Genomic DNA, 19,811 nt, shown 5'->3' on the forward strand with positions numbered 1-19,811 from the left:
CTTATTTCCCCCGCTCTTCGGCCTTGGCCTGAGCATTCTGGAAGAAGACGATAGGGATCACCAGGATCAGCAGCAGGATGGTGGCGACCGCCGAGGAGACCGGCCAGTCCCTGTTGGCATTGAATTCGTTCCAGAGTGTCTTGCCGATCATCAGCGTTTGCGAACCACCCAGAAGATCCGGGATGACGAATTCACCGACGGCGGGGATGAAGACCAGCATGCAGCCTGCAATCACGCCGGGGATCGATAGCGGGAAGGTGACACGCCAGAAAGCTTGAATCGGCGTGCAGCCCAGATCCTGGGCCGCCTCGATCAGCGTGCCGTCCATCTTTTCGAGCGCCGAATAGAGCGGCAGCACCATGAAGGGCAGGTAGGAATAGATAATGCCGATGTAGACGGCCGTGCTGGTGTTGAGGATGATCAGCGGGCTGTCTATGAGGTGTAGTGACAGGAGAAGCTGGTTCAGCAACCCCTCAGGCTTCAGGATGGCGATCCAGGAATAAACGCGGATCAGGAAGCTCGTCCAGAAGGGCAGGATCACGAGCATCAGCAGCGTCGGCCTGATCGTGCGAGGCGCCTGCGCCATGCCGTAAGCGATGGGATAGGCGATCAACAGCATCAGGAAGGTGGAAATCGCCGCGATGATGACGCTCGACAGATAGGCGTTGAAGTAGAGCGGGTCGTCGATCAGATAACTGTAATTGTCGAAGGAGAAGGTCGCGACCTTGCCCCAGAAACCGCTCCAGCCGTCGGCAAATGAGAAAACCGGCTCATAGGGTGGTATTGCGATCGCCGTCGTCGACAGCGAAATGCGGAAGACGATGAAGAACGGCGCGAGAAAAAAGAGCAGCAGCCAAGCATAGGGAATGATGATGACGAGGCGGCTGTAGAAGCGCGATGCGAGGGTCTGCATGGGCTCAATCCTTCAGCAGCACGCCGCCATCCTCATCGAAAGAGACCCAGACTTCCTGATCATAGGTGAAGGGGTCGTCGACGGAACGCTGTGCGTTGAGGGAAGAGGCTCTGACGAATTTGCCGCTCGGCAGCTTGATATGGAAGACGGTCATGTCGCCGAGATAGGCGATATCCCAGATCTCGCCCTTGGCGGCATTGACCGAGGCATTGGCGGGTGCTGCGCGTGTGACGCGGATCTTTTCCGGGCGAATGGCGAAACCGACTGTGCTGCCAACAGCCCGGCTTTCGTTGCCCGCAATGCGGATCGTGAAGCCGCTTTCGACGGCGATTTCGATTGCACCATTCTCTGCCGCAGCCACCTTGCCATCGAAGATATTCACGTCGCCGATGAAGTCAGCCACGAAGCGGGAGTTCGGCGCCTCGTAGATTTCAGCCGGCGTTGCGACCTGCACGACCTTGCCGTGGCTCATGACGGCGATGCGGTCGGCCATGGTCATCGCTTCTTCCTGGTCGTGGGTGACGACGACGAAGGTTAGGCCGAGGTTCTGCTGCAGGTCCATCAGTTCGAACTGGGTTTCCTCGCGCAGTTTCTTGTCGAGCGCACCGAGCGGCTCGTCGAGCAGCAGCACTTTCGGGCGCTTGGCGAGCGAGCGTGCGAGCGCCACGCGCTGGCGCTGGCCGCCCGAGAGCTGGTTCGGCTTGCGGGAGGCGAATTGCTCGAGTTTCACGAGTTTTAGCATCTGCGACACGCGCTCGGCGATCTCGTCCTTCTGCATGCCGTCCTGCCTCAGGCCGAAGGCAATGTTCTTCTCGACCGTCATATGCGGGAAAAGAGCGTAGGACTGAAACATCATGTTGACCGGCCGCTTGTAGGGCGGCGTGCCGGCGAGGTCCGTGCCGTCGAGAACGATTTCACCCGATGTCGGCTGTTCGAAACCGGCGAGCATGCGCAAAAGCGTAGACTTGCCGCAGCCCGATGCGCCGAGCAGTGCGAAGAATTCGCGGTGGTAGATATTCAGCGACAGATCGTTGACGGCGGTAAAATCGCCGAAGCGCTTGGTGACATTCTTGAAAGCGATGAAGGGTTTTGCAGACGGATCGGTCCAGGGCGCAAAAGCGCGGCGGATATTGCCGAGAGACTTCATATAATTCCCCGAAAGTGCAAGGTTCAGCCGGCCTCCACCCGGGCCGGGAATTGAAAGGCCCGGACGTTTCCGTCCGGGCCTGGCATCGGCTTACTGGCCAGTGACGACCTTCGTCCAGATTCGCGTCGCTGTGCGCTGGGTCTTCGGATCCCATGGCCGTACAGTGAAGAGGCCTTTCATCACCTCATCCGTCGGATAGACGGCCGGATCTTCCAGAACGCCCTTGCTGACGAACTGCTGCGAGGCCTTGTTGCCGTTCGCATAGAAGGTGAAGTCGCTCGCCTTGGCTATGACTTCCGGCTTCATCATGTAGTTCAGGAATTCATGTGCCTCGGCCACATGCTTGGCATCGGCGGGAATCGCCATCATGTCGAACCACATCTGCGCACCCTGCGCGGGGATCGAGTAATTGACCTCCACCCCATTCTTGGCTTCGGCCGCGCGGTCTCGGGCCTGCAGCATGTCGCCGGAATAGCCGAAGGCGATGCAGATATCGCCATTGGCAAGAGCGTTGATATATTCGGACGAATGGAACTTGCGGATATAGGGACGGACGGCGGTCAGCAGATCCTCGACCTTCTTGAAATCCTCCGGCTTGGTGGAATTCGGATCGAGGCCGAGATAACGCAGCGCCGTGGTCATCACGTCCTTCGGCGTGTCGAGCACGTAGATGCCGCAGTCCTTGAACTTTTCGGCAACCTTGGGATCGAAGATCACTTCGAGGCCGGGCTTGGCATCAGGGCCCAGGATTTCGGCAACCTTCTTGGTGTTGTAGCCTATACCATCCGTACCCCACATGTAGTCGACGGCGTATTCGTTGCCCGGGTCATACTCGGCGGTGCGTTGCTGGATCACATCCCACATGTTGGAAAGGTTCGGCAGCTTGGACTTGTCGAGTTTCTGGAAGACGCCGGCCTGAATCTGGCGCTGCAGGAAGTCGGCAGTCGGAACGACGACGTCATAACCCGTGCCGCCGGCAAGGAGCTTGGTTTCCACGGTTTCGTTAGAATCGAACGTGTCGTAGACGACTTTGATACCGGTTTCCTTGGTGAAGTCCTCGAGGATCGAGCTGTCGATATAATCGGACCAGTTGTAGACGTTGACCACACGCTCCTGGGCGAAGGCCGGCGCGGCGGCAAGGAGAGCGACAACGGCAACTGCCGTCAGATTGGCTATTCTTGACCTCATGATATCTCCTGTTTTTTTAAAGGTATCGCGCCCCCGGACACCTCTTCTTCCCTCTGGTTTGACTGCAGACTAGAAAGGAATTTCTAAGCCTACAAGCGCAAAATCCTGCGGCGTCAATGATTTCACAATCACTGGAAATCGAAGCTTCCGAGACCGGCAGAAGTCTCGTCCAGGGCGAGTGGACGTGTCAGTGGCGGCTCGGCCCGGGAAAGGCATCCGCGCCTTTCACAAAGACGGCAGGCGGGGCCAACCGCGACCGGTAGAGCATCACTTCCGCCATAGACCAGACTGTCGCGCAGGGCGGCATCGCAACCGATCAACAGAGCCCTACGCCGAGCCCGTTCGCCGAACGCCACCACCGGCCCTTCGAGCGTGCGCGCGATCGTCAGGAAAGCCGAACCATCAGGCATGGCAACCGTCTCGACCAATACCCTGCCCGGCTCAAGAAAGGCGGCGTGGATATTGAGCTTCGGACAGTTGCCGCCAAAGCGCGCCTGCGGAAAGCCCTGGGCGCCTGCCTTGCGGATGACGTGGCCGGCAGCGTCGCTTTCCATCAGGAAGAATGGAATGCCGGCAGCGCCGGGACGCTGCAGCATGACGAGGCGCGATGCCGCCTGGCTGAAGGAAACAGCGAAACGGGCGCGGACGAGATCGATATCGTATCGGCTATTCTGTGCGGCGAGAAGAAAAGCCTCGTAAGGCATCAGCAGCGCCAGCGCCGCACTGCGCGTCAGTTCGAAGCGGGCGATGCGCCGTGCTTCGTCCGATGCCAAAGGCAGTTCCTCAAGCGCGGCTTCGATCTGGGACCGCAGGGCGAGCCTTGCCACTTCGATGGCGATTTCCTGTGCTTGATCGGCCCCCGAAAGGCGCTCGGACAGGAAAAGGCGCATCGAGTGACGATCAAAGCGCCGGCGCAGATCCGGCATGACATGGACGGGCAGGATGCGGGTGGCGACGCCGCGCTCATTCTTCAGCCAGTCCTTCAGACTGCCGCCGGCAGCCAGTCCGTTGGCGAAACTTTCCGCCGCCGCCTCAATGTCAGCGAAATAAGCGGGGCGCCGCTCCAGCACCTCCCTCACCTCGTCCAGAGGCAAGCGCCCGGGAGCGACCGGTGCGCGGCCCTCGCCCGCCATCAAGGCCGTCAGATCGGAAAGCCGGGCGGCCTGCTCGCGATAGGCGCGGTAGAGCTTGATCATGCCGCCAGCCGCATTGGGTGCGGCATCGGCCACTTCGACAAGCTCCTGATCGCCCGGCAGCTCACCCGATAGCAACGGATCGGCGAACACCTCCTTCAACTGAGCAAGGCTGCCGGCGGTTTCGCCCTGCAGTTCCTCAAGATCGATGCGGTAGACGGAAGAGAGCTTGAGCAGCAGTTGCACCGTCAACGGGCGCTGGTTGCGTTCGATCAAATTCAGATAAGAGGGGGAGATTTCCAGCGCCTCGGCCATGGCGGTCTGCGTCAATGCCAGCGCATTGCGGATGCGCCTGACTTTCGGCCCCGCAAATATCTTCCGTTCCGCCATTGTCACATCCTTTACATGCCAGAATTTACAAGTTTTTACAAAATTACAAAAGAAGTCTGTAAATCCTCCTCATCCTAACCTCTTTCCTTACCTGAGATCAAAGGTTTTTCTGGATAATTCTCTCAGCTTTGTAAATCCTGTCATCAACGCTCAGGCGTTCAGAGTTCTTGAGAGGAGATTGACATGACAGATTTTTACAAACTCATTCGCAATGCACCTAATGGTCGTTTCGACGGTATCGAGCGACCCTATTGCGCCGCCGATGTCGAGCGTCTTCGCGGCTCCGTCACGCTCCGCCACACGCTGGCCGAAATGGGAGCTCAGCGTCTCTGGCAGCTTCTGCACGAGGAGAATTTCGTTAACGCGCTCGGCGCGCTCTCGGGCAACCAGGCCATGCAGATGGTGCGCGCCGGGCTGAAAGCGATCTATCTTTCCGGCTGGCAGGTCGCCGCCGACGCCAATACCGCGTCATCCATGTATCCGGATCAATCGCTCTATCCCGCCAATGCCGGACCGGAGCTTGCCAAACGCATCAACCGCACGCTCCAGCGCGCCGACCAGATCGAGACATCCGAAGGCAACGGGCTTTCGGTCGAGACCTGGTTTGCACCGATCGTCGCCGACGCCGAAGCCGGTTTCGGTGGGCCGCTCAACGCCTTCGAGATCATGAAAGCCTATATCGAGGCGGGTGCGGCCGGTGTTCATTTCGAGGACCAACTGGCCTCGGAGAAAAAATGCGGCCATCTCGGCGGCAAAGTGCTGATCCCGACCGCCGCCCATATCCGCAACCTCGACGCGGCGCGGCTTGCGGCCGATGTCATGGGCGTGCCGACGCTCGTCATTGCCCGCACTGATGCCGAAGCGGCCAAGCTTCTGACGTCTGACATCGACGAGCGCGACCAGCCTTTCGTCGATTATGATGCCGGGCGAACGGTCGAGGGCTTCTATCAGGTGCGCAACGGGCTGGAACCCTGCATTGCGCGTGCCGTCGCCTATGCATCGCATTGCGACCTCATCTGGTGCGAAACGTCGAAGCCGGACCTGGAACAGGCGCGCCGCTTTGCCGAGGGCGTCCACAAAGTCCATCCCGGCAAGCTGCTTGCCTATAATTGCTCGCCCTCCTTCAACTGGAAGAAAAACCTCGACGATGCTGTCATCGCCAGGTTCCAGCGCGAACTCGGCGCCATGGGCTACAAGTTCCAGTTCATCACGCTCGCCGGGTTCCACCAGCTGAATTACGGCATGTACGAGCTCGCCAGCGGCTATCGCGAGCGGCAGATGGAGGCCTATTGCGAGCTGCAGCAGGCGGAATTCGCAGCGGAGCCGCGCGGCTATACCGCCACCAAACATCAGCGTGAAGTCGGCACCGGCTATTTCGACGCCGTGTCGCTGGCGATTTCAGGTGGCCGCGCCTCGACGACGGCCATGGGGGAATCAACCGAACACGCCCAGTTCAAACCGGCTGCCGAGTAGAGGAGGAAACGACATGGCATCCATTGCGCGCGTCCGCGAACGGACGGAAGAGCAGGCAAGCAGCATGACGGACGATCAGCAGACGGTGATCCGCATGCTCGCCAACGATCTGCACAGGCTGAATCTATCAGTGATGAAGGCGGTCGAGGCCGGTGTTTCGGTGGAGCTGGTACGCTCTGCCCGGCATCATGGCGGTGACGGCAACTGGGGAGATCTGCTGATCCCCGTCATCGTCGCCAACAGAAATTAGGTTAAGGTCCGGTGGTAAAGACCACCGGACCTACGCTATTTGACGCAATTGTCAGTACAACGGAGTCGCGGCATAATTGAGCATATCTTCGAACGGAACTGCATATGCCCGGTTCGCCGCACGCAAAACTCGAAGTTCTGACCGATCTGATCTATGGCGCGCTCTTCGGCGAGACGTCGTGGCAAGCCTTTCTCGATGCGCTGGCCGCGACGATGCCGGATGCCAAGTCGACGCTGTTTTTCCACGATGCCGTCGCGCGCACCGGCGGTCTCTCCCTCTCCTCTGGTCTCGCGGAAAAGGAAAGCGAGGCCTATAACCGCTATTATGCCGCCATCAATCCGTGGATGCCGCGCGCCGCTACCCGGCCGATCGGCCTTGGCGTGATCGCCGATCAAATGCTGCCGCGCGATGAGCTTCTGAAGACGGAATTCTACAGCGATTACCTTCGCTGGATCGGCTGCGAAAGCAGCGTCGGCGTGACGATCATGCGGGAACGCGGACGCTCCTTCAATCTTTCGACGCTGACCTCGTCTTCCGATCCGGATTTCAATCGCAGGAATGCCGAACTGCTCAGCGACCTGGCGCCGCATCTGCGCCGCGCCTTCGATTTCATTCGCCGCGAACACAGCGATCCCGATAATAATGAAAACGGATTGGCGCTCTTCGACGCGATCGGCGTTGGTATCGTCTATATCGGCGAGGATCAGAATATCCGTTCGATCAACAGCGCGGCGGAGCGGATGATTGCCGAGGGCGAAGCGATCGGCGTGACCTCGACCGGGCGGATCATGATCAATGACAGTGAGCTTGCCTCCCGCTTGTCGGCGCTGCTGCGCCACCGCTTGCAGGCATTTTCGCCGGCAAGCACGCTGATCAGGATGAAGAGCACCAGCTTCAAATGCACGCTGGTGAAGATGCAGTCAGACTTCATCACCGAATTTCTCGAGGGACCGACGGTGGCGATGATCATCGAGCGGACGAGCCTGCCGCTGCGTCCGGATCTCAATGACGCCCTGCTCTGCATCGACCAGCTGACGGCAGCCGAAATGCGGATCGCTGCCGGCATCGCGGCGGGCCTGTCGCTGCGCGAAGTCGCACGGACGAATGATGTGAGCTACGAGACGGCGCGTTCGCATCTGAAGAACATCTATTCGAAGCTCGGCGTAAACAGCCAAGTGGGGCTCGTGCGGCGGCTGATGCCGTAACGCAATTTCCGCTAACCGCGGCTGGCGCGCTTGCCGGCGAAGAGGTCGGTATAGCTTTTTAAAAGCTTCGTCATGCGGTCGGCGACCGTACGGATTTCCGGGCGGTGACGATCCTCGGCATTCATGACGATCCACTGGCGGTGACGCAGTTCCGGCAGCTCCCCACCGCAGCGTTCCAGCTCGGGATCTAGATCGCCGACGAAACAGGGCAGCACTGCCTTTCCCGCACCCGCACGCACCAGATCCGGCAGGGAGCGCGGACGGTTGACCGTCGCGACGATGGCAGATCCTGCATTCTGATAGGGCCAGCGCAGGTAAGAGGAGATAGCATCCTCCGCGCCGACGGCAATCCATCTGGCATCGTCCCGGCTGGCATTGCGCCTGACATAGACCGCATAGGCGACTTCGCCGAGCAGACGGGCAGCGAGATTGCTCTCGTCCGGCTCGAAGGCGCGGATGCCGATATCGCTTTCCCGGTAATTCAGGTTCGCCCGCGCTTCGCCGATGGTCAGGGAAATGGCAAACGCGTCTGCCGGCATGCGGATTGCCGAAAAATTCTCCGTCAGAAGCCAGGAGATCCATGTGCCGGCCGTGATCCTGACGGTGCCCCCACCCTCGGACGATTGCCGCCATGCGTCGACCTTGCGGGCGGCAGCCTCCATTTCCTGCAGATGATCGACGAGGATCTGGCCATCTGATGTCAGGCGGTAGCCTGTCTGGCTGCGGCGAAAGAGTGTGCGGCCAAGTTCCTGCTCCAGATCGAGCATACGCCGGCCGATTGTTGCCGGGCTCAAAGCGGTGGCGGCGCTTGCGCCCGTCAGGCCGCCAGTGCGGGCGACCTGCAGGAAAAGCTGATAGGAATCCCAGTTGCTGTTTTTCATGGGTGAAAAACATAATGGGGTTTCACCTGTTTAAGAAGCGAATTTTGATGTGTAGATCAATTGATGTCCACAAACGAAAGGACATCACGATGATCGAGAGTTTTCTGATCGCCGACATTGCCGGTCGGATGCAGCGGGCAAGATTGCTGCATCGAACGAGACACGACCGGATTAAAGACGAAGACGCGTTTTACAATACGGTCGCAAGCAGCCCCTTGGTGCGGTTTGTCGCGTGGCTAACCGAGCCGGGAAATAGAGGCGCCGGGCGCACGAAAGTGCAGCCCAGCAGAAATGAATGCAAATATCAGGCCGCCTGTCTCACGCGGCCATGAGCGGCGGCGCCTTCGGCAAGCCGGAACTGCTCGATGAGCGCCATCAGCATGTCGGCCTCTTCTGCCAGCTGGCGGCTTGCCTGCGTGGCTTCGGCAACCATGGAGGCATTTTTCTGCGTCATCTGGTCCATCGCATTGACGGAACTGTTGACGTCCTGAAGGGCGGCCGACTGGTCGCGGCTTGCCGTAGCGATGGTCTCGACATGGCCGCTGATCGCTATGATCTCGTGGCTGATCGAGGCGAGCACGCTGCCGGTCTTCTGCACTAGGTCCGAACCAGCGTTCACCTCACGAGTCGACTGGTCGATCAGCGCCTTGATCTCCTTGGCGGCATTGGCCGAGCGCTGGGCGAGTTCACGCACTTCCTGCGCGACGACTGCAAAGCCCTTGCCGGCTTCGCCGGCGCGCGCCGCCTCGACACCAGCATTCAAAGCCAGAAGATTTGTCTGGAAGGCAATGTCGTCGATGACGACGATGATCTGTTCGATGCGTTGCGAGGCGTCTTCGATGCGGCCCATGGCAGCGACAGCGTCGCTCACGACAGTACCGGAACTGTCCGCCGTCCGTTTGGTCGCGGCAACGACATTGTTTGCCTCGTGCGCGCGCTCAGCCGAGGAGCGGACGGTGACCGTGATCTCTTCAACGGCAGCGGCCGTTTCCTCGAGGCTTGCGGCCTGCGATTCCGTGCGCTTGGAGAGTTCGTCCGCCGAGGCGGAAACCGAACCGCTGTTGCGCTGGATGGAAGCGGCGCTTGCTCGAATGCGCGTCAGCGTATCCTGGAGGCGCTCGAGGGACGTGTTGAAGTCCATACGGAGCTGTTCGAGCCGGCCGACGAAGGGAGTTTCAATGGTCTGCGAGACGTCGCCCTGTGACAGGCGGCCCAGACCGGCGGCAAGCTGATTGACGGCAAAATCGATCTGGCCGTCGAGCGCGCGCTTCTCCGCATCGTTGCGGCTGCGCTCGGCATCGTTCAGGGCGCGCTGTTCGGCGGCCTGCGTCTCCAGCTCCTGTCGCGCGACTGCGCTATCGCGGAAGAGAGCGAGTGCACGGCCGATGTCGCCGAATTCGTTCTTCTTTTCGACGCAGGGGACGGCGCTGATGAGATCACCCGACGAAATGGCATGCACGCTTGATGTCAGTGCCTGCATCGGCCTGACGGAACGACGGATCGCATAGAAGGCCAGCACACCGACGAGCAGCATCACCACCGCACCGACACTGAGAACCAGCATCTGCAATTGGTTCATCCGCTCATAGTAGACTTCCATGGGTATGCCGATGAAGAGGATGCCGATCGTGGCACCGGAGGGATTCTTGACCGGGAAATAACCCGTCATGAACTTGCGGCCGAAGAGGTCCGCCGGACCGTAATAGGCATTACCCTGTGCGAGCACAGGCTGAGCGGGATGATCGGCAGCAAGCTTGGTGCCGACGGCACGGTCGCCATTTTCCTTCTTCACATTGGTGGAGACGCGGACGTAATCGCCTCCCTGCTTTTCGAAGATGGTGGCAACGCCGGCGATCGACTGCGCCGTGCGATCAACAAGCGAATAGTCGCCGAAGGCGGGGATCTTGTCTTCGGTGACGCCGGACAGAACGTTGTCTTTCACATCGATGCGGACATCAGCATCGCTTGCGCCATAGAGAACCGCCATGGAGCGGCTTGCATCCTTCGCGTCGGATACCGCGCTATCCATGACATAGCTGCCGAGATTGTAATAGGTCACGCCGACAATCGCTGCGGTGCTGATCGCAAGCAGAAGCAGCGTGATCGCAACGATCTGGCGCACGATGGATGTCGAAAAGAAACGCAGCATCTGGAACCTCTGGCAAACACAATCGGTATCAGGTTCATAAGAATACGTTAGGGAAAATTTTCCCTTAACACGGGACCGCGCGAGGCGCTTTACTTGCGTTTTTTCAAATTTAGTATGACTTGACGAGCATAGCAGTCGCCATCGAGGCAGAAAATTTCAATCCACTAAACTTTCATACAATCTGAGAGCGATTTTAGCGAAAACAAAAATGGCCCCAAACGGGGCCATTTGTCTTGCAGGCTGAATATCGGAATCAGGCGGCACGGTACATGTGCACGTCGCTGCCGCCGTCGATCTTGAACTGCTGCACGAGATGCAGCAGCGCGTCCGCCTCGTTTGCCAGCTCGCGGCTTGCGGCAGTGGTTTCTTCCACCATCGCAGCGTTCTGCTGGGTCATCTGGTCCATCTGGTTGACGGTGGAGTTGACCCCCTGCAGCGCGCTCGACTGGTCGTGGCTTGCGCGGGCGATCATTTCGACGTGCTGGCTGATCGTGACGATCTGGGCGCTGATCTTGGCGAGAACCGTTCCGGTTTCCTGTACGAACTGCGAACCGGAATTGACCTCGTTCGTCGACTTGTTGATGAGGCCCTTGATCTCCTGCGCGGCAGCGGCAGAGCGCTGGGCAAGCTCGCGCACTTCCATGGCGACGACGGCAAAGCCCTTGCCGGCTTCACCGGCGCGGGCGGCTTCGATGCCGGCGTTGAGCGCCAGGAGGTTCGTCTGGAAGGCGATCTCGTCGATAACGCCGATGATCTGCTCGATCTGGCGCGAGGCGTCCTCGATGCGGCCCATGGCGTCGATCGCATTGTTGACGACGACGGCGGAGTCGTCGGCGCTACGTTTGGCCTGACGGACGATCTGGTCGGCATCCTTGGCGCGCTCGGCAGACGAGCGGACGGTGACGGTAATCTGGTCGACGGCGGCGGCAGTTTCTTCCAGCGACGCAGCCTGCTGCTCGGTGCGTTTGGAGAGATCCTCGGCGGACTGGGCCATCTGATTGCCGTTGCCCTGGATCATCTGCACGTTGTCGCGGATCTGGCTCATCGTGGCCTGCAGGCGCATCATCGAACCGTTGAAATCCTGACGGAGCTGTTCGAGACGGCCGATGAAGGGCGTATCGATCGTCGTCGAGATATCGCCCTGCGACATGCGCTCGAGACCGGCGGCGAGCTCATTGACGGCATATTCGATCTGGCGGTCCATCTCTCGCTTTTCGGCATCGTTGCGCTGGCGCTCGTGCTCGGCGGCCTGACGCTCTTCGTCGCTTTGCTCCTCGATACGGATCTTGGAGATGGCATTTTCCTTGAAGATACCGAGGGCGCGGGCCATGTCGCCGATTTCGTCGGAACGCTTCTCACCGGAGATGTTCGTGTCGAGCGCACCTTCAGCGATGCGACGCATGGCGGCAGTGATCTGGGCGATCGGCCGCTGCAGCGTCAGCACCAGCGCGATACCGCCGACGATGGAGACCAGGATGCCGAGCGCGGTCGTGCCGACGGAGATGCTATTGGCCTGATCGCGCTCGGTGCCGGCAGTCTGCTTCTGCTCTTCCGCGAAGCTGGTCAGCTGGCCCCAGACGCCGTCGAGCTGCTGTCGCGCCGCGGCGTAATCGGTCGTACGCTGATTGATCACATCGACGAGGCTCTGTGCACCCTTGTCCATAGAAGCGAGAGCAGGCGTAATCGCGTCAACGATGTCGCCGGCGAAATTCATGCCCTTGGCACTGGCTTGAAGGGTGTTCAACATGGTGTTGAGCGTGGCGATTTCCTGGTTCAGACGAACGCGATTTTCCTTGTTCGGCTTGGCGTTGAAATCGGCGAGCACGAGCTGCAGCGAATAGATGGAGCTTTCAAGGCGCCGTGTATCCTCCAACACAGAGTTGGTCTGGGCGATGCGGCTGTCGAGCTCCACGAAGGTCGTCGTTGCCTCGCGCATCATCTGCGTGGCGGTGAGCTGCGTGTAAGTCGACATCTGGCGGAAGCGGGAAACGAGACGACCAAGATTGGCAACGCCCTCATCCGTGCCAGCCTCGGGTGCTGCCGCCTGAGCCTTCAAGTCGCTGACGGTCTGCGCCATCGACTGCGTCATGCTCTTCTGGTTCTGCGGTACGGAGATCTCGATCATGCGCTGCGCCTTGATGATCTGAGGCAGCGCATCGGTCACGACCTTCAGCTTGTCAGGCGAAGTCTGCGCCTTATTGAAATCATTCATGGCGGCTGCAAGCGTATCGCCGCCCTTCAGCAGACGATCCGCAGCGCGCAGCGTTGCCGTCGCGTTGCCTTCGTCGGTGCGGATGTTTTCTTCCAGCTGCTTGGCGTCGTAGCTGACGTTGAAGCGGTTAGTGATCATCACCTTCTGGGCGTCATCGATCTGCTTACGAAGGGCAACTTCCTGCTCATGCAGTGTCCAGAGCTTGCCGACGGTATCCGAAATGTCGTTCGTACCCTCGATGGCAGCCTGCAGGTTTTCATGACCGGCATTGTCGCCGATCTGCGCCATGGTGGTGTCAAGCGTCTGCCCCTGGGTCTTGATATCGGCATGAAGCTTGTCGCGCGCCTTCTCGTTGGTCGTCTGCAGGAAGTCGTCCATCGAGGCGTAGAGATCCTTGAACCCGCTCAGCGACTGGAGAACGCTGTTGGAAATCTCCATCCGGCCCTGCAGCAGACCGGAGGCATAAAGACCAGTCAGACCGACGGCGGAAATGGTGATGACGAATGGCAGAACAAAAATCAGAACCTTGGTCTGAATCTTGAAACGAGAAAGAATCTTATCAATGAACATGGCGCGCCGTGCCTTTCATACACCACTCCTCCCGCCGGCAGCCTTCGGGCGCCAGCCGGGTGCATATCGAGCTGATCTACTAACAGTTGGGAAAACCCTTGAACGGGCGGCAATCATTGCCGGTTCATCTCCGGCAAGACCGGAAACACCCAAATATTCGTCCACAATGTGTCAGATTATATATTAATTTTCGGATAAGCGGTGAGAACGCGTTAGCCGTGATCGCACAATAGTTGCAAATTACACGTCGCGGAATCGCGATACATCAGTCGCGCGACCGAACATTTCCATTTCAAGCTGCGGAAAGATCAGATGAAGTGGGAAAGAAGAACTGCAATGCTGGCGGCGGTTGCACCGGCGGCGAGCATCAGATAGCGCAGAGTAACGAGCTTTGGATCAGGCTTTGCCTGGGCAACTACAATGGCGCGGGCGCGTCGAGTGTTTCTGTTCATTGCGAAACCTCACTTCTATCTAAGCACAACAATCCAACAAAACGGCTTGTCGGTAAAGCTTAATTTAGGAACGGCTTTGCCAACCTGCCATTGAGACAGGATGGCGCAGGCAATCTTAAGAAGTCTTGAATCGGCGAAAAGGTTTCACGCCTACAAAGATTAGCATTTACAATGCCTCACCGGCGGCAAATCCGGAGGCCCACGCCCATTGGAAATTATAGCCGCCGAGCCAGCCGGTCACGTCGACACATTCACCAATGAAATAAAGGCCGGCAACATCTTTCGCCTGGAGGCTGCGTGAATCAAGGGCGGCCGTATCGATGCCGCCGAACGTGACTTCCGCGGTGCGGTAGCCTTCTGAGCCGGAAGGCTTCAAGGACCAGTTCTGTGCGGCATCGGCAAGCCTGGTCAGCAGCTTGTCGGAGAGGTCGGCCATGTTGCCGCTGACGCCCTCGCGTTCGACAATATGTTGCGCCAGGCGCTTCGGAAGGATCTCGCCGAGTGCGGTCTGTGCGGACTGGCGCCCATTTACCTGCTTGGCTTTCTTCAGATGGGCGGCAATATCGATATCCGGTTCGATATCGATGGTGATCGCATCGCCCTCCCGCCAGTAGGAGGAAATCTGCAGGATGGCGGGGCCGCTGAGACCACGGTGGGTGAAGAGCAACGCTTCGCGAAAGGCAGTCTTGCCGTGGCGGATCTCTGCGGGCGCGGAGATGCCTGACAGAGGCGCGATGCTTTCGAGCAAGGTCGGATCGAGCGTCAGAGGCACAAGGGCGGCGCGCGTTTCGGTAACGGCCAAGCCGAACTGCTCGGCAATGCGATAGGCAAAGCCGGTTGCTCCCATCTTCGGAATGGATTTTCCGCCCGTTGCGATGACCAGCGAGGCGGCTTCAAAGAGGCCTTCCGAGGTCGAGACACGGAAGCCGCCTTCGGTCTTTTCAACCCCTGATATTTCGACACCGAGATGCCAGACGGCACCTGCCGCACGCATCTCGTCGAGAAGCATGAAGATGATGTCCTTGGCGCTGTTGTCGCAGAAAAGCTGGCCGAGCGTCTTCTCATGCCAGGCGATGCCATGCCGATCCACCATGGCGATGAAATCGGCCGGTGTGAAACGGGCAAGCGCCGACTTGCAGAAATGCGGATTGGCGGAGAGGAAGTTCTTCGGACCGGCATTGATATTGGTGAAGTTGCAGCGGCCGCCGCCGGAGATGCGGATCTTCTCGCCCGGTGCTCGGGCGTGGTCCAGCACGGTGACGGAACGGCCGCGCTGTGCGGCGCGGATGGCGCACATCATGCCCGCGGCACCCGCCCCGATGACGATCACATCGCTCTTGCGCTGCAAAATCCGTTTTCCCTGCTGAAATCGCGTCTTCTTTTTCCATCAAAGGACGAAAGTCAACGCCTTCCACCCCCTCGCCAATTGCCAAACTCCGGCTATGATGGCGTTACGATCAACGCAAACCGGTGTGTCATGTCCCCAAAAAAGACGACGCTGAAGCCTGCCAGAAACGTACCCGCCTCGAAGAAATCCCCTCCCGATCCCGGATCTCTGCGCGGTGTTGCGAACTGGAAGGAAGCGGCGCAGTGGCTGAGGGCACGCGGTATCGAAGACATCGAATGCATCACACCGGACCTTGCCGGCGTGCCGCGCGGCAAGATGATGCCGTCGTCCAAGTTTACCTCCAACACATCGCTCGCACTGCCTTCGGCGATCTATCGCCACACGATATCAGGCGAATATCCGGAGGAGACTGAAAGCTTCCGCTACGAGCCGCGCGACAGCGACCTGAAGCTCGTGCCCGACCTTTCTACCCTGTCCGTGGTTCCTTGGGAAACCGACCCAACCGCGCAGGTCATCTGCGACATCGTCAATTCCGACGGACAGGAAGTTCCCTACACGCCGCGCAACGTATTGAAGCGCATTCTCAGCCTTTATTCCGAGCGCGGCTGGAAGCCGATCGTGGCGCCGGAAATCGAATTCTACCTGGTCGCCACGAATGACGACCCGGACTATCCGCTGCATCCGCCCAAGGGACGTTCGGGTCGTTCTATTCTCGGCGGCCAGGGTTATTCGATCGCCGGCATCAACGAGTTCGACGAGTTGATCGACGACATCTACCACTTCTCGGAAAAGCAGGGTCTCGAGATCGATACGCTGATCCACGAGGAAGGACCGGCGCAGCTCGAAATCAACCTCCGTCACGGCAATCCGATCGAACTTGCCGACCAGGTGTTCCTCTTCAAGCGCACGATCCGCGAGGCAGCGCTGAAGCACGATATCTACGCCACCTTCATGGCCAAGCCGATGCAGGGCCAGCCGGGTTCGGCGATGCATATCCACCAGTCCGTGGTGGACATCAACACCGGCAAGAACGTCTTCTCGAACAGTGACGGCTCGGCTTCGAAGGAATTCTTCCATTTCATCGGCGGCATGCAGAAATACGTGCCGAGCGCGCTTGCCATGCTGGCGCCTTACGTGAATTCCTACCGGCGCCTGCAGCCGGATATGTCTTGCCCGGTCAATAACGCCTGGGGTTATGACAACCGCACGACTGCCTTCCGCGTGCCTGTCTCCGATCCGCAGGCACGGCGCGTGGAAAACCGGCTGCCGAGTTCGGATGCCAACCCTTATCTGGCGCTCGCCGCCTCGCTGGCATCCGGTCTGCTCGGCATCATGAAGGAAATCGAGCCGACGGCTCCGACCGAGGATTCGGCCAATGAAGGCTCGATCGACCTGCCGCGTGGGCTTCTCGAAGCCGTCGCACTGCTGGAAGACGAGCCGGCTTTCGAAGAGGTCTTCGGCGCAGAGTTCATCGGGCTTTATGCCGGCGTGAAGCGCGGCGAATTCGAAACCTTCATGCAGGTGATCAGCCCCTGGGAGCGGGAATTCCTCCTTCTGAACGTGTGAGGGCGCGCCATGACGAAAGAGATATGGCAAAGCCCGATCGCGCCAGGCGTCTCCTGGTATCAAGCGACAGTCGGTGAGCGGCCGGATTATCCGGCGCTCGACGGCTCGAGGCAATGTGACGTCGCCATTATCGGCGGCGGCTATACGGGTCTTCAGGCCGCCTATAATCTCGCCAGGGCCGGCGTCTCCGTGACGCTCATCGAGGCAAACCGACTTGGCGACGGCGCCTCGGGGCGCAACGGCGGGCAACTCGGCACCGGCCAGCGCTGGTGGCCGGAAGAGCTCGAAAAGAAGATCGGCTATGAGCGTTCAAAGGCGCTGTTCGATCTTGCCGAGGATGCCAAGCGGCATCTGATGGATTTTGCGACCGAGCATCAGATCGACATGGACTATGTGCCCGGCCAGCTCAATGTCGCGCACAAGGAAAGCTACAAACGGGATTATTACGAGAATGCGGAAATCGCAGCCTTTCGCTACGACTATCCGCATATCCGTTTCATGGACCGCGAGGAGACCCAGGAGCGGCTTGGCTCCAAACGCTTCTATTGCGGCGTCCGCGATGTCGGCACCGGTCATATCCATCCGCTGAAGCTGCTGATCGGACTTGGCGGGGTGGCGGCCAATGCCGGGGCCGATATTTTCGAAATGACCAAGGCGACGTCCATCAGCCAGGCTGGCGGCAGGGTCCTGATCGAGACCGAACGGGGCACCATCACCGCCAACCGTGCGCTGATTGCCTGCGACGGGCATATCGGCAATCTGGAGCCCGTGACGGCAAGCCATGTCATGCCGATCCGCTCCTTCATCGGGGCGACCGTTCCTCTCGACCGATTTCCTGATGTGATACCGGGTGGCGAGGCGGTGGCGGATTCGCGTTTCGTCGTGCGCTATTTTCGCAAATTGAAGGACGGGCGGCTGCTCTTCGGCGGACGCGAGGCGTATACGGCGGACAATCCGCGTGACATTTCGCAGCATATCCGCCGGCAGATCGCCGAAATCTACCCCGCGCTCAAGGATATCGAGATCACCCATGCCTGGGGCGGATCGGTCGGCATCACCATGCCGCGCCAGCCTTTCGTGCGCGAGGTCATGCCTGGCGTCACCTCGATCGGCGGTTATTCGGGCCATGGCGTCATGCTGTCAAATTACTGTGGCAAGCTTTACGCAGAAATGGTGCTGGGAAAATCAGCCGATCTCGATCTCTTCAAGGCGCTCGATATTCCTGCTTTTCCGGGTGGCGCGCGCATGCGGGCGCCACTGCTTTTCCTTGCCTTGTCGTGGTTTGCCCTCCGCGACAAGTTTTAGTTCGATTGCGGATTTCCTCTCCAGGCAATTCGCTCTAAAACCGATGACCGACAGATTCATTGCACCGCACACTGGCTTTTTTAAATCGATTAGATTAAAACGGCCACCAACCAAGCCTGATTGAGAGACAAGCTCATGAGCAGCCAAATCATTCCCGTTGAGCCTTTTGATTACGTCGTCTTTGGCGGCAGCGGCGACCTTGCCGAGCGAAAGCTTCTGCCCGCGCTGTATCATCGCCAGATCGAGGGCCAGTTCTCGGAGCCGACCCGCGTCATCGGCGCTTCGCGCAGCCCGCTCTCGCATGAGGAATACCGTAAGTTCGCCAAGGATGCGCTCAAGGAGCACCTGAAAAAGGGCGAATATGACGAAGCGGAAGTCGAAAAGTTCTGCTCCCGTCTCTTCTATGTTTCCGTCGATGCCCGCACGGACAGCGGCTGGGATCAACTGAAGAAGCTGCTCGACGAGGGCAAGGATCGCGTGCGCGCCTTCTACCTCGCTGTCGCTCCGGGAATCTTCGGCGACATCTCGCAGAAGATCCACGACCACAAGCTGATCACCAAGTCGACCCGGATCGTCGTCGAAAAGCCGATCGGCCGTGACCTCGCCTCGGCCTTACAACTCAACGACAGTATCGGCCGCGCCTTCAAGGAAGAGCAAATCTTCCGCATCGACCACTATCTCGGCAAGGAGACGGTGCAGAACCTGATGGCGCTGCGCTTTGCCAACGCGCTCTACGAGCCCCTGTGGAACGCCAACTATATCGACCACGTGCAGATCACCGTTGCCGAAGCCGTCGGCCTCGAAGGCCGCGCCGGCTACTACGACACGGCCGGCGCGCTGCGCGACATGGTGCAGAACCACATCCTGCAGCTCCTCTGCCTGACCGCGATGGAAGTTCCTTCCTCGATGGATTCGGAAGCCGTTCGCGACGAAAAGCTCAAGGTCCTGCGCGCACTGAAGCCAATCAACGCCTCGAACGTCGAGCAGGCCACCGTCCGCGGCCAGTACCGCGCCGGCGCCTCCGGCAGCGGCCCGGTCAAGGGCTATCTCGAAGAGCTCGAAGGCGGTGTTTCCAACACGGAAACCTTTGTCGCCATCAAGGCCGAGATCAACAACTGGCGCTGGGCAGGTGTTCCCTTCTACATCCGCACCGGCAAGCGCCTTGCCGGGCGCATGTCGGAAATCGTCATCACCTTCAAGCCGATCCCGCATGCGATCTTCGATCAGGCCGCCGGCCGCATCAGCCAGAACCAGCTGATCATCCGTCTGCAGCCCGATGAAGGCGTCAAGCAGTCGCTGATGATCAAGGATCCGGGTCCAGGTGGCATGCGCCTGCGCAATGTTTCGCTCGACATGAGTTTCGCCCAGGCCTTCAACGTCCGCAACCCCGATGCCTACGAGCGCCTGCTGATGGACGTCATCCGCTCCAACCAGACGCTGTTCATGCGCCGCGACGAAGTCGAGGCGGCATGGCAGTGGGTCGATCCGATCCTCAAGGGCTGGGAATCGACCGGCCAGCAGGTGCAAGGCTATACGGCCGGCACCTGGGGTCCGAGTCAGGCCATCGCGCTCATCGAACGCGACGGTCGCACCTGGCACGACGATATCTAAGTCCAAGGGTCTGAAGAT

General features: G+C 59.6%; 14 protein-coding genes and 1 pseudogene. 6 read left to right on the forward strand and 9 right to left on the reverse strand.

All coding sequences use genetic code 11. The features are described 5' to 3' along the window. Window position 1: 1 nt before the first annotated feature. The 4 genes from H4W29_RS05900 to H4W29_RS05915 all read right to left on the reverse strand — a co-directional run bounded on the left by H4W29_RS05900 (window position 2) and on the right by H4W29_RS05915 (window position 4,771). On the reverse strand, window positions 2-913 hold the full coding sequence (locus tag H4W29_RS05900; RefSeq protein WP_192728100.1) for an ABC transporter permease subunit: 912 nt from the start codon (window positions 911-913) through the stop codon (window positions 2-4). A 4-nt stretch (window positions 914-917) separates the two neighbouring features. After that, window positions 918-2,060: an ABC transporter ATP-binding protein gene (locus H4W29_RS05905; RefSeq protein WP_192728101.1), complete on the reverse strand. Its 1,143-nt coding sequence runs from the start codon at window positions 2,058-2,060 to the stop codon at window positions 918-920. Between the two features lie 90 nt (window positions 2,061-2,150). Further along, entirely contained in the window at window positions 2,151-3,248 is a 1,098-nt protein-coding gene (locus tag H4W29_RS05910) for a polyamine ABC transporter substrate-binding protein (RefSeq protein ID WP_192728102.1), read from the reverse strand. Between the two features lie 128 nt (window positions 3,249-3,376). Continuing rightward, complete coding sequence (locus H4W29_RS05915) at window positions 3,377-4,771, reverse strand: helix-turn-helix domain-containing protein (protein ID WP_192728103.1); 1,395 nt, start codon at window positions 4,769-4,771, stop codon at window positions 3,377-3,379. Window positions 4,772-4,954: 183 nt separating this feature from the next. Here H4W29_RS05915 and aceA point away from each other — a divergent pair, with 183 nt between their 5' ends. The 3 genes from aceA to H4W29_RS05930 all read left to right on the forward strand — a co-directional run bounded on the left by aceA (window position 4,955) and on the right by H4W29_RS05930 (window position 7,699). Beyond that, window positions 4,955-6,244 carry an isocitrate lyase gene (gene aceA / locus H4W29_RS05920; protein ID WP_192728104.1) on the forward strand — a complete coding sequence of 430 codons (1,290 nt, stop codon included), beginning with the start codon at window positions 4,955-4,957 and terminating at the stop codon, window positions 6,242-6,244. Between the two features lie 13 nt (window positions 6,245-6,257). Then, the gene (locus H4W29_RS05925) at window positions 6,258-6,494 is read left to right on the forward strand and encodes an SMc00767 family acetate metabolism repressor (RefSeq protein WP_007819322.1); all 237 of its coding nucleotides are present in this window, start codon (window positions 6,258-6,260) and stop codon (window positions 6,492-6,494) included. Between the two features lie 104 nt (window positions 6,495-6,598). After that, window positions 6,599-7,699 (forward strand): helix-turn-helix transcriptional regulator, encoded by a 1,101-nt coding sequence (locus H4W29_RS05930; RefSeq protein ID WP_192728105.1) that lies wholly within the window; start codon window positions 6,599-6,601, stop codon window positions 7,697-7,699. 11 nt (window positions 7,700-7,710) lie between these two features. On the opposite strand, the gene H4W29_RS05935 is transcribed toward H4W29_RS05930, so the two are convergent. From H4W29_RS05935 to H4W29_RS05955, 5 genes and pseudogenes are all read right to left on the reverse strand, one after another. Next, on the reverse strand, window positions 7,711-8,580 hold the full coding sequence (locus tag H4W29_RS05935) for a LysR family transcriptional regulator (RefSeq protein ID WP_192728106.1): 870 nt from the start codon (window positions 8,578-8,580) through the stop codon (window positions 7,711-7,713). A gap of 304 nt (window positions 8,581-8,884) precedes the next feature. Further along, entirely contained in the window at window positions 8,885-10,729 is a 1,845-nt protein-coding gene (locus H4W29_RS05940) for a methyl-accepting chemotaxis protein (protein WP_192728107.1), read from the reverse strand. Window positions 10,730-10,982: 253 nt separating this feature from the next. After that, window positions 10,983-13,511 (reverse strand): methyl-accepting chemotaxis protein, encoded by a 2,529-nt coding sequence (locus H4W29_RS05945; protein WP_192728108.1) that lies wholly within the window; start codon window positions 13,509-13,511, stop codon window positions 10,983-10,985. A gap of 308 nt (window positions 13,512-13,819) precedes the next feature. Then, entirely contained in the window at window positions 13,820-13,963 is a 144-nt protein-coding gene (locus H4W29_RS05950; RefSeq protein WP_192728109.1) for a hypothetical protein, read from the reverse strand. A gap of 166 nt (window positions 13,964-14,129) precedes the next feature. Next, a pseudogene (locus H4W29_RS05955) lies at window positions 14,130-15,351 on the reverse strand (BaiN/RdsA family NAD(P)/FAD-dependent oxidoreductase). Between the two features lie 89 nt (window positions 15,352-15,440). Between H4W29_RS05955 and H4W29_RS05960 the strand changes: the two are divergent. The 3 genes from H4W29_RS05960 to zwf all read left to right on the forward strand — a co-directional run bounded on the left by H4W29_RS05960 (window position 15,441) and on the right by zwf (window position 19,793). Further along, the gene (locus H4W29_RS05960; RefSeq protein ID WP_192728111.1) at window positions 15,441-16,877 is read left to right on the forward strand and encodes a glutamine synthetase family protein; all 1,437 of its coding nucleotides are present in this window, start codon (window positions 15,441-15,443) and stop codon (window positions 16,875-16,877) included. Window positions 16,878-16,886: 9 nt separating this feature from the next. After that, window positions 16,887-18,182 carry an NAD(P)/FAD-dependent oxidoreductase gene (locus tag H4W29_RS05965; RefSeq protein WP_192728112.1) on the forward strand — a complete coding sequence of 432 codons (1,296 nt, stop codon included), beginning with the start codon at window positions 16,887-16,889 and terminating at the stop codon, window positions 18,180-18,182. A gap of 135 nt (window positions 18,183-18,317) precedes the next feature. Beyond that, window positions 18,318-19,793: a glucose-6-phosphate dehydrogenase gene (gene zwf, locus H4W29_RS05970; protein WP_183749003.1), complete on the forward strand. Its 1,476-nt coding sequence runs from the start codon at window positions 18,318-18,320 to the stop codon at window positions 19,791-19,793. Window positions 19,794-19,811 lie beyond the last annotated feature (18 nt).

Origin of the sequence: Rhizobium viscosum, from assembly GCF_014873945.1 — a bacterium.
In the GTDB taxonomy this organism is placed as follows: domain Bacteria; phylum Pseudomonadota; class Alphaproteobacteria; order Rhizobiales; family Rhizobiaceae; genus Rhizobium; species Rhizobium viscosum.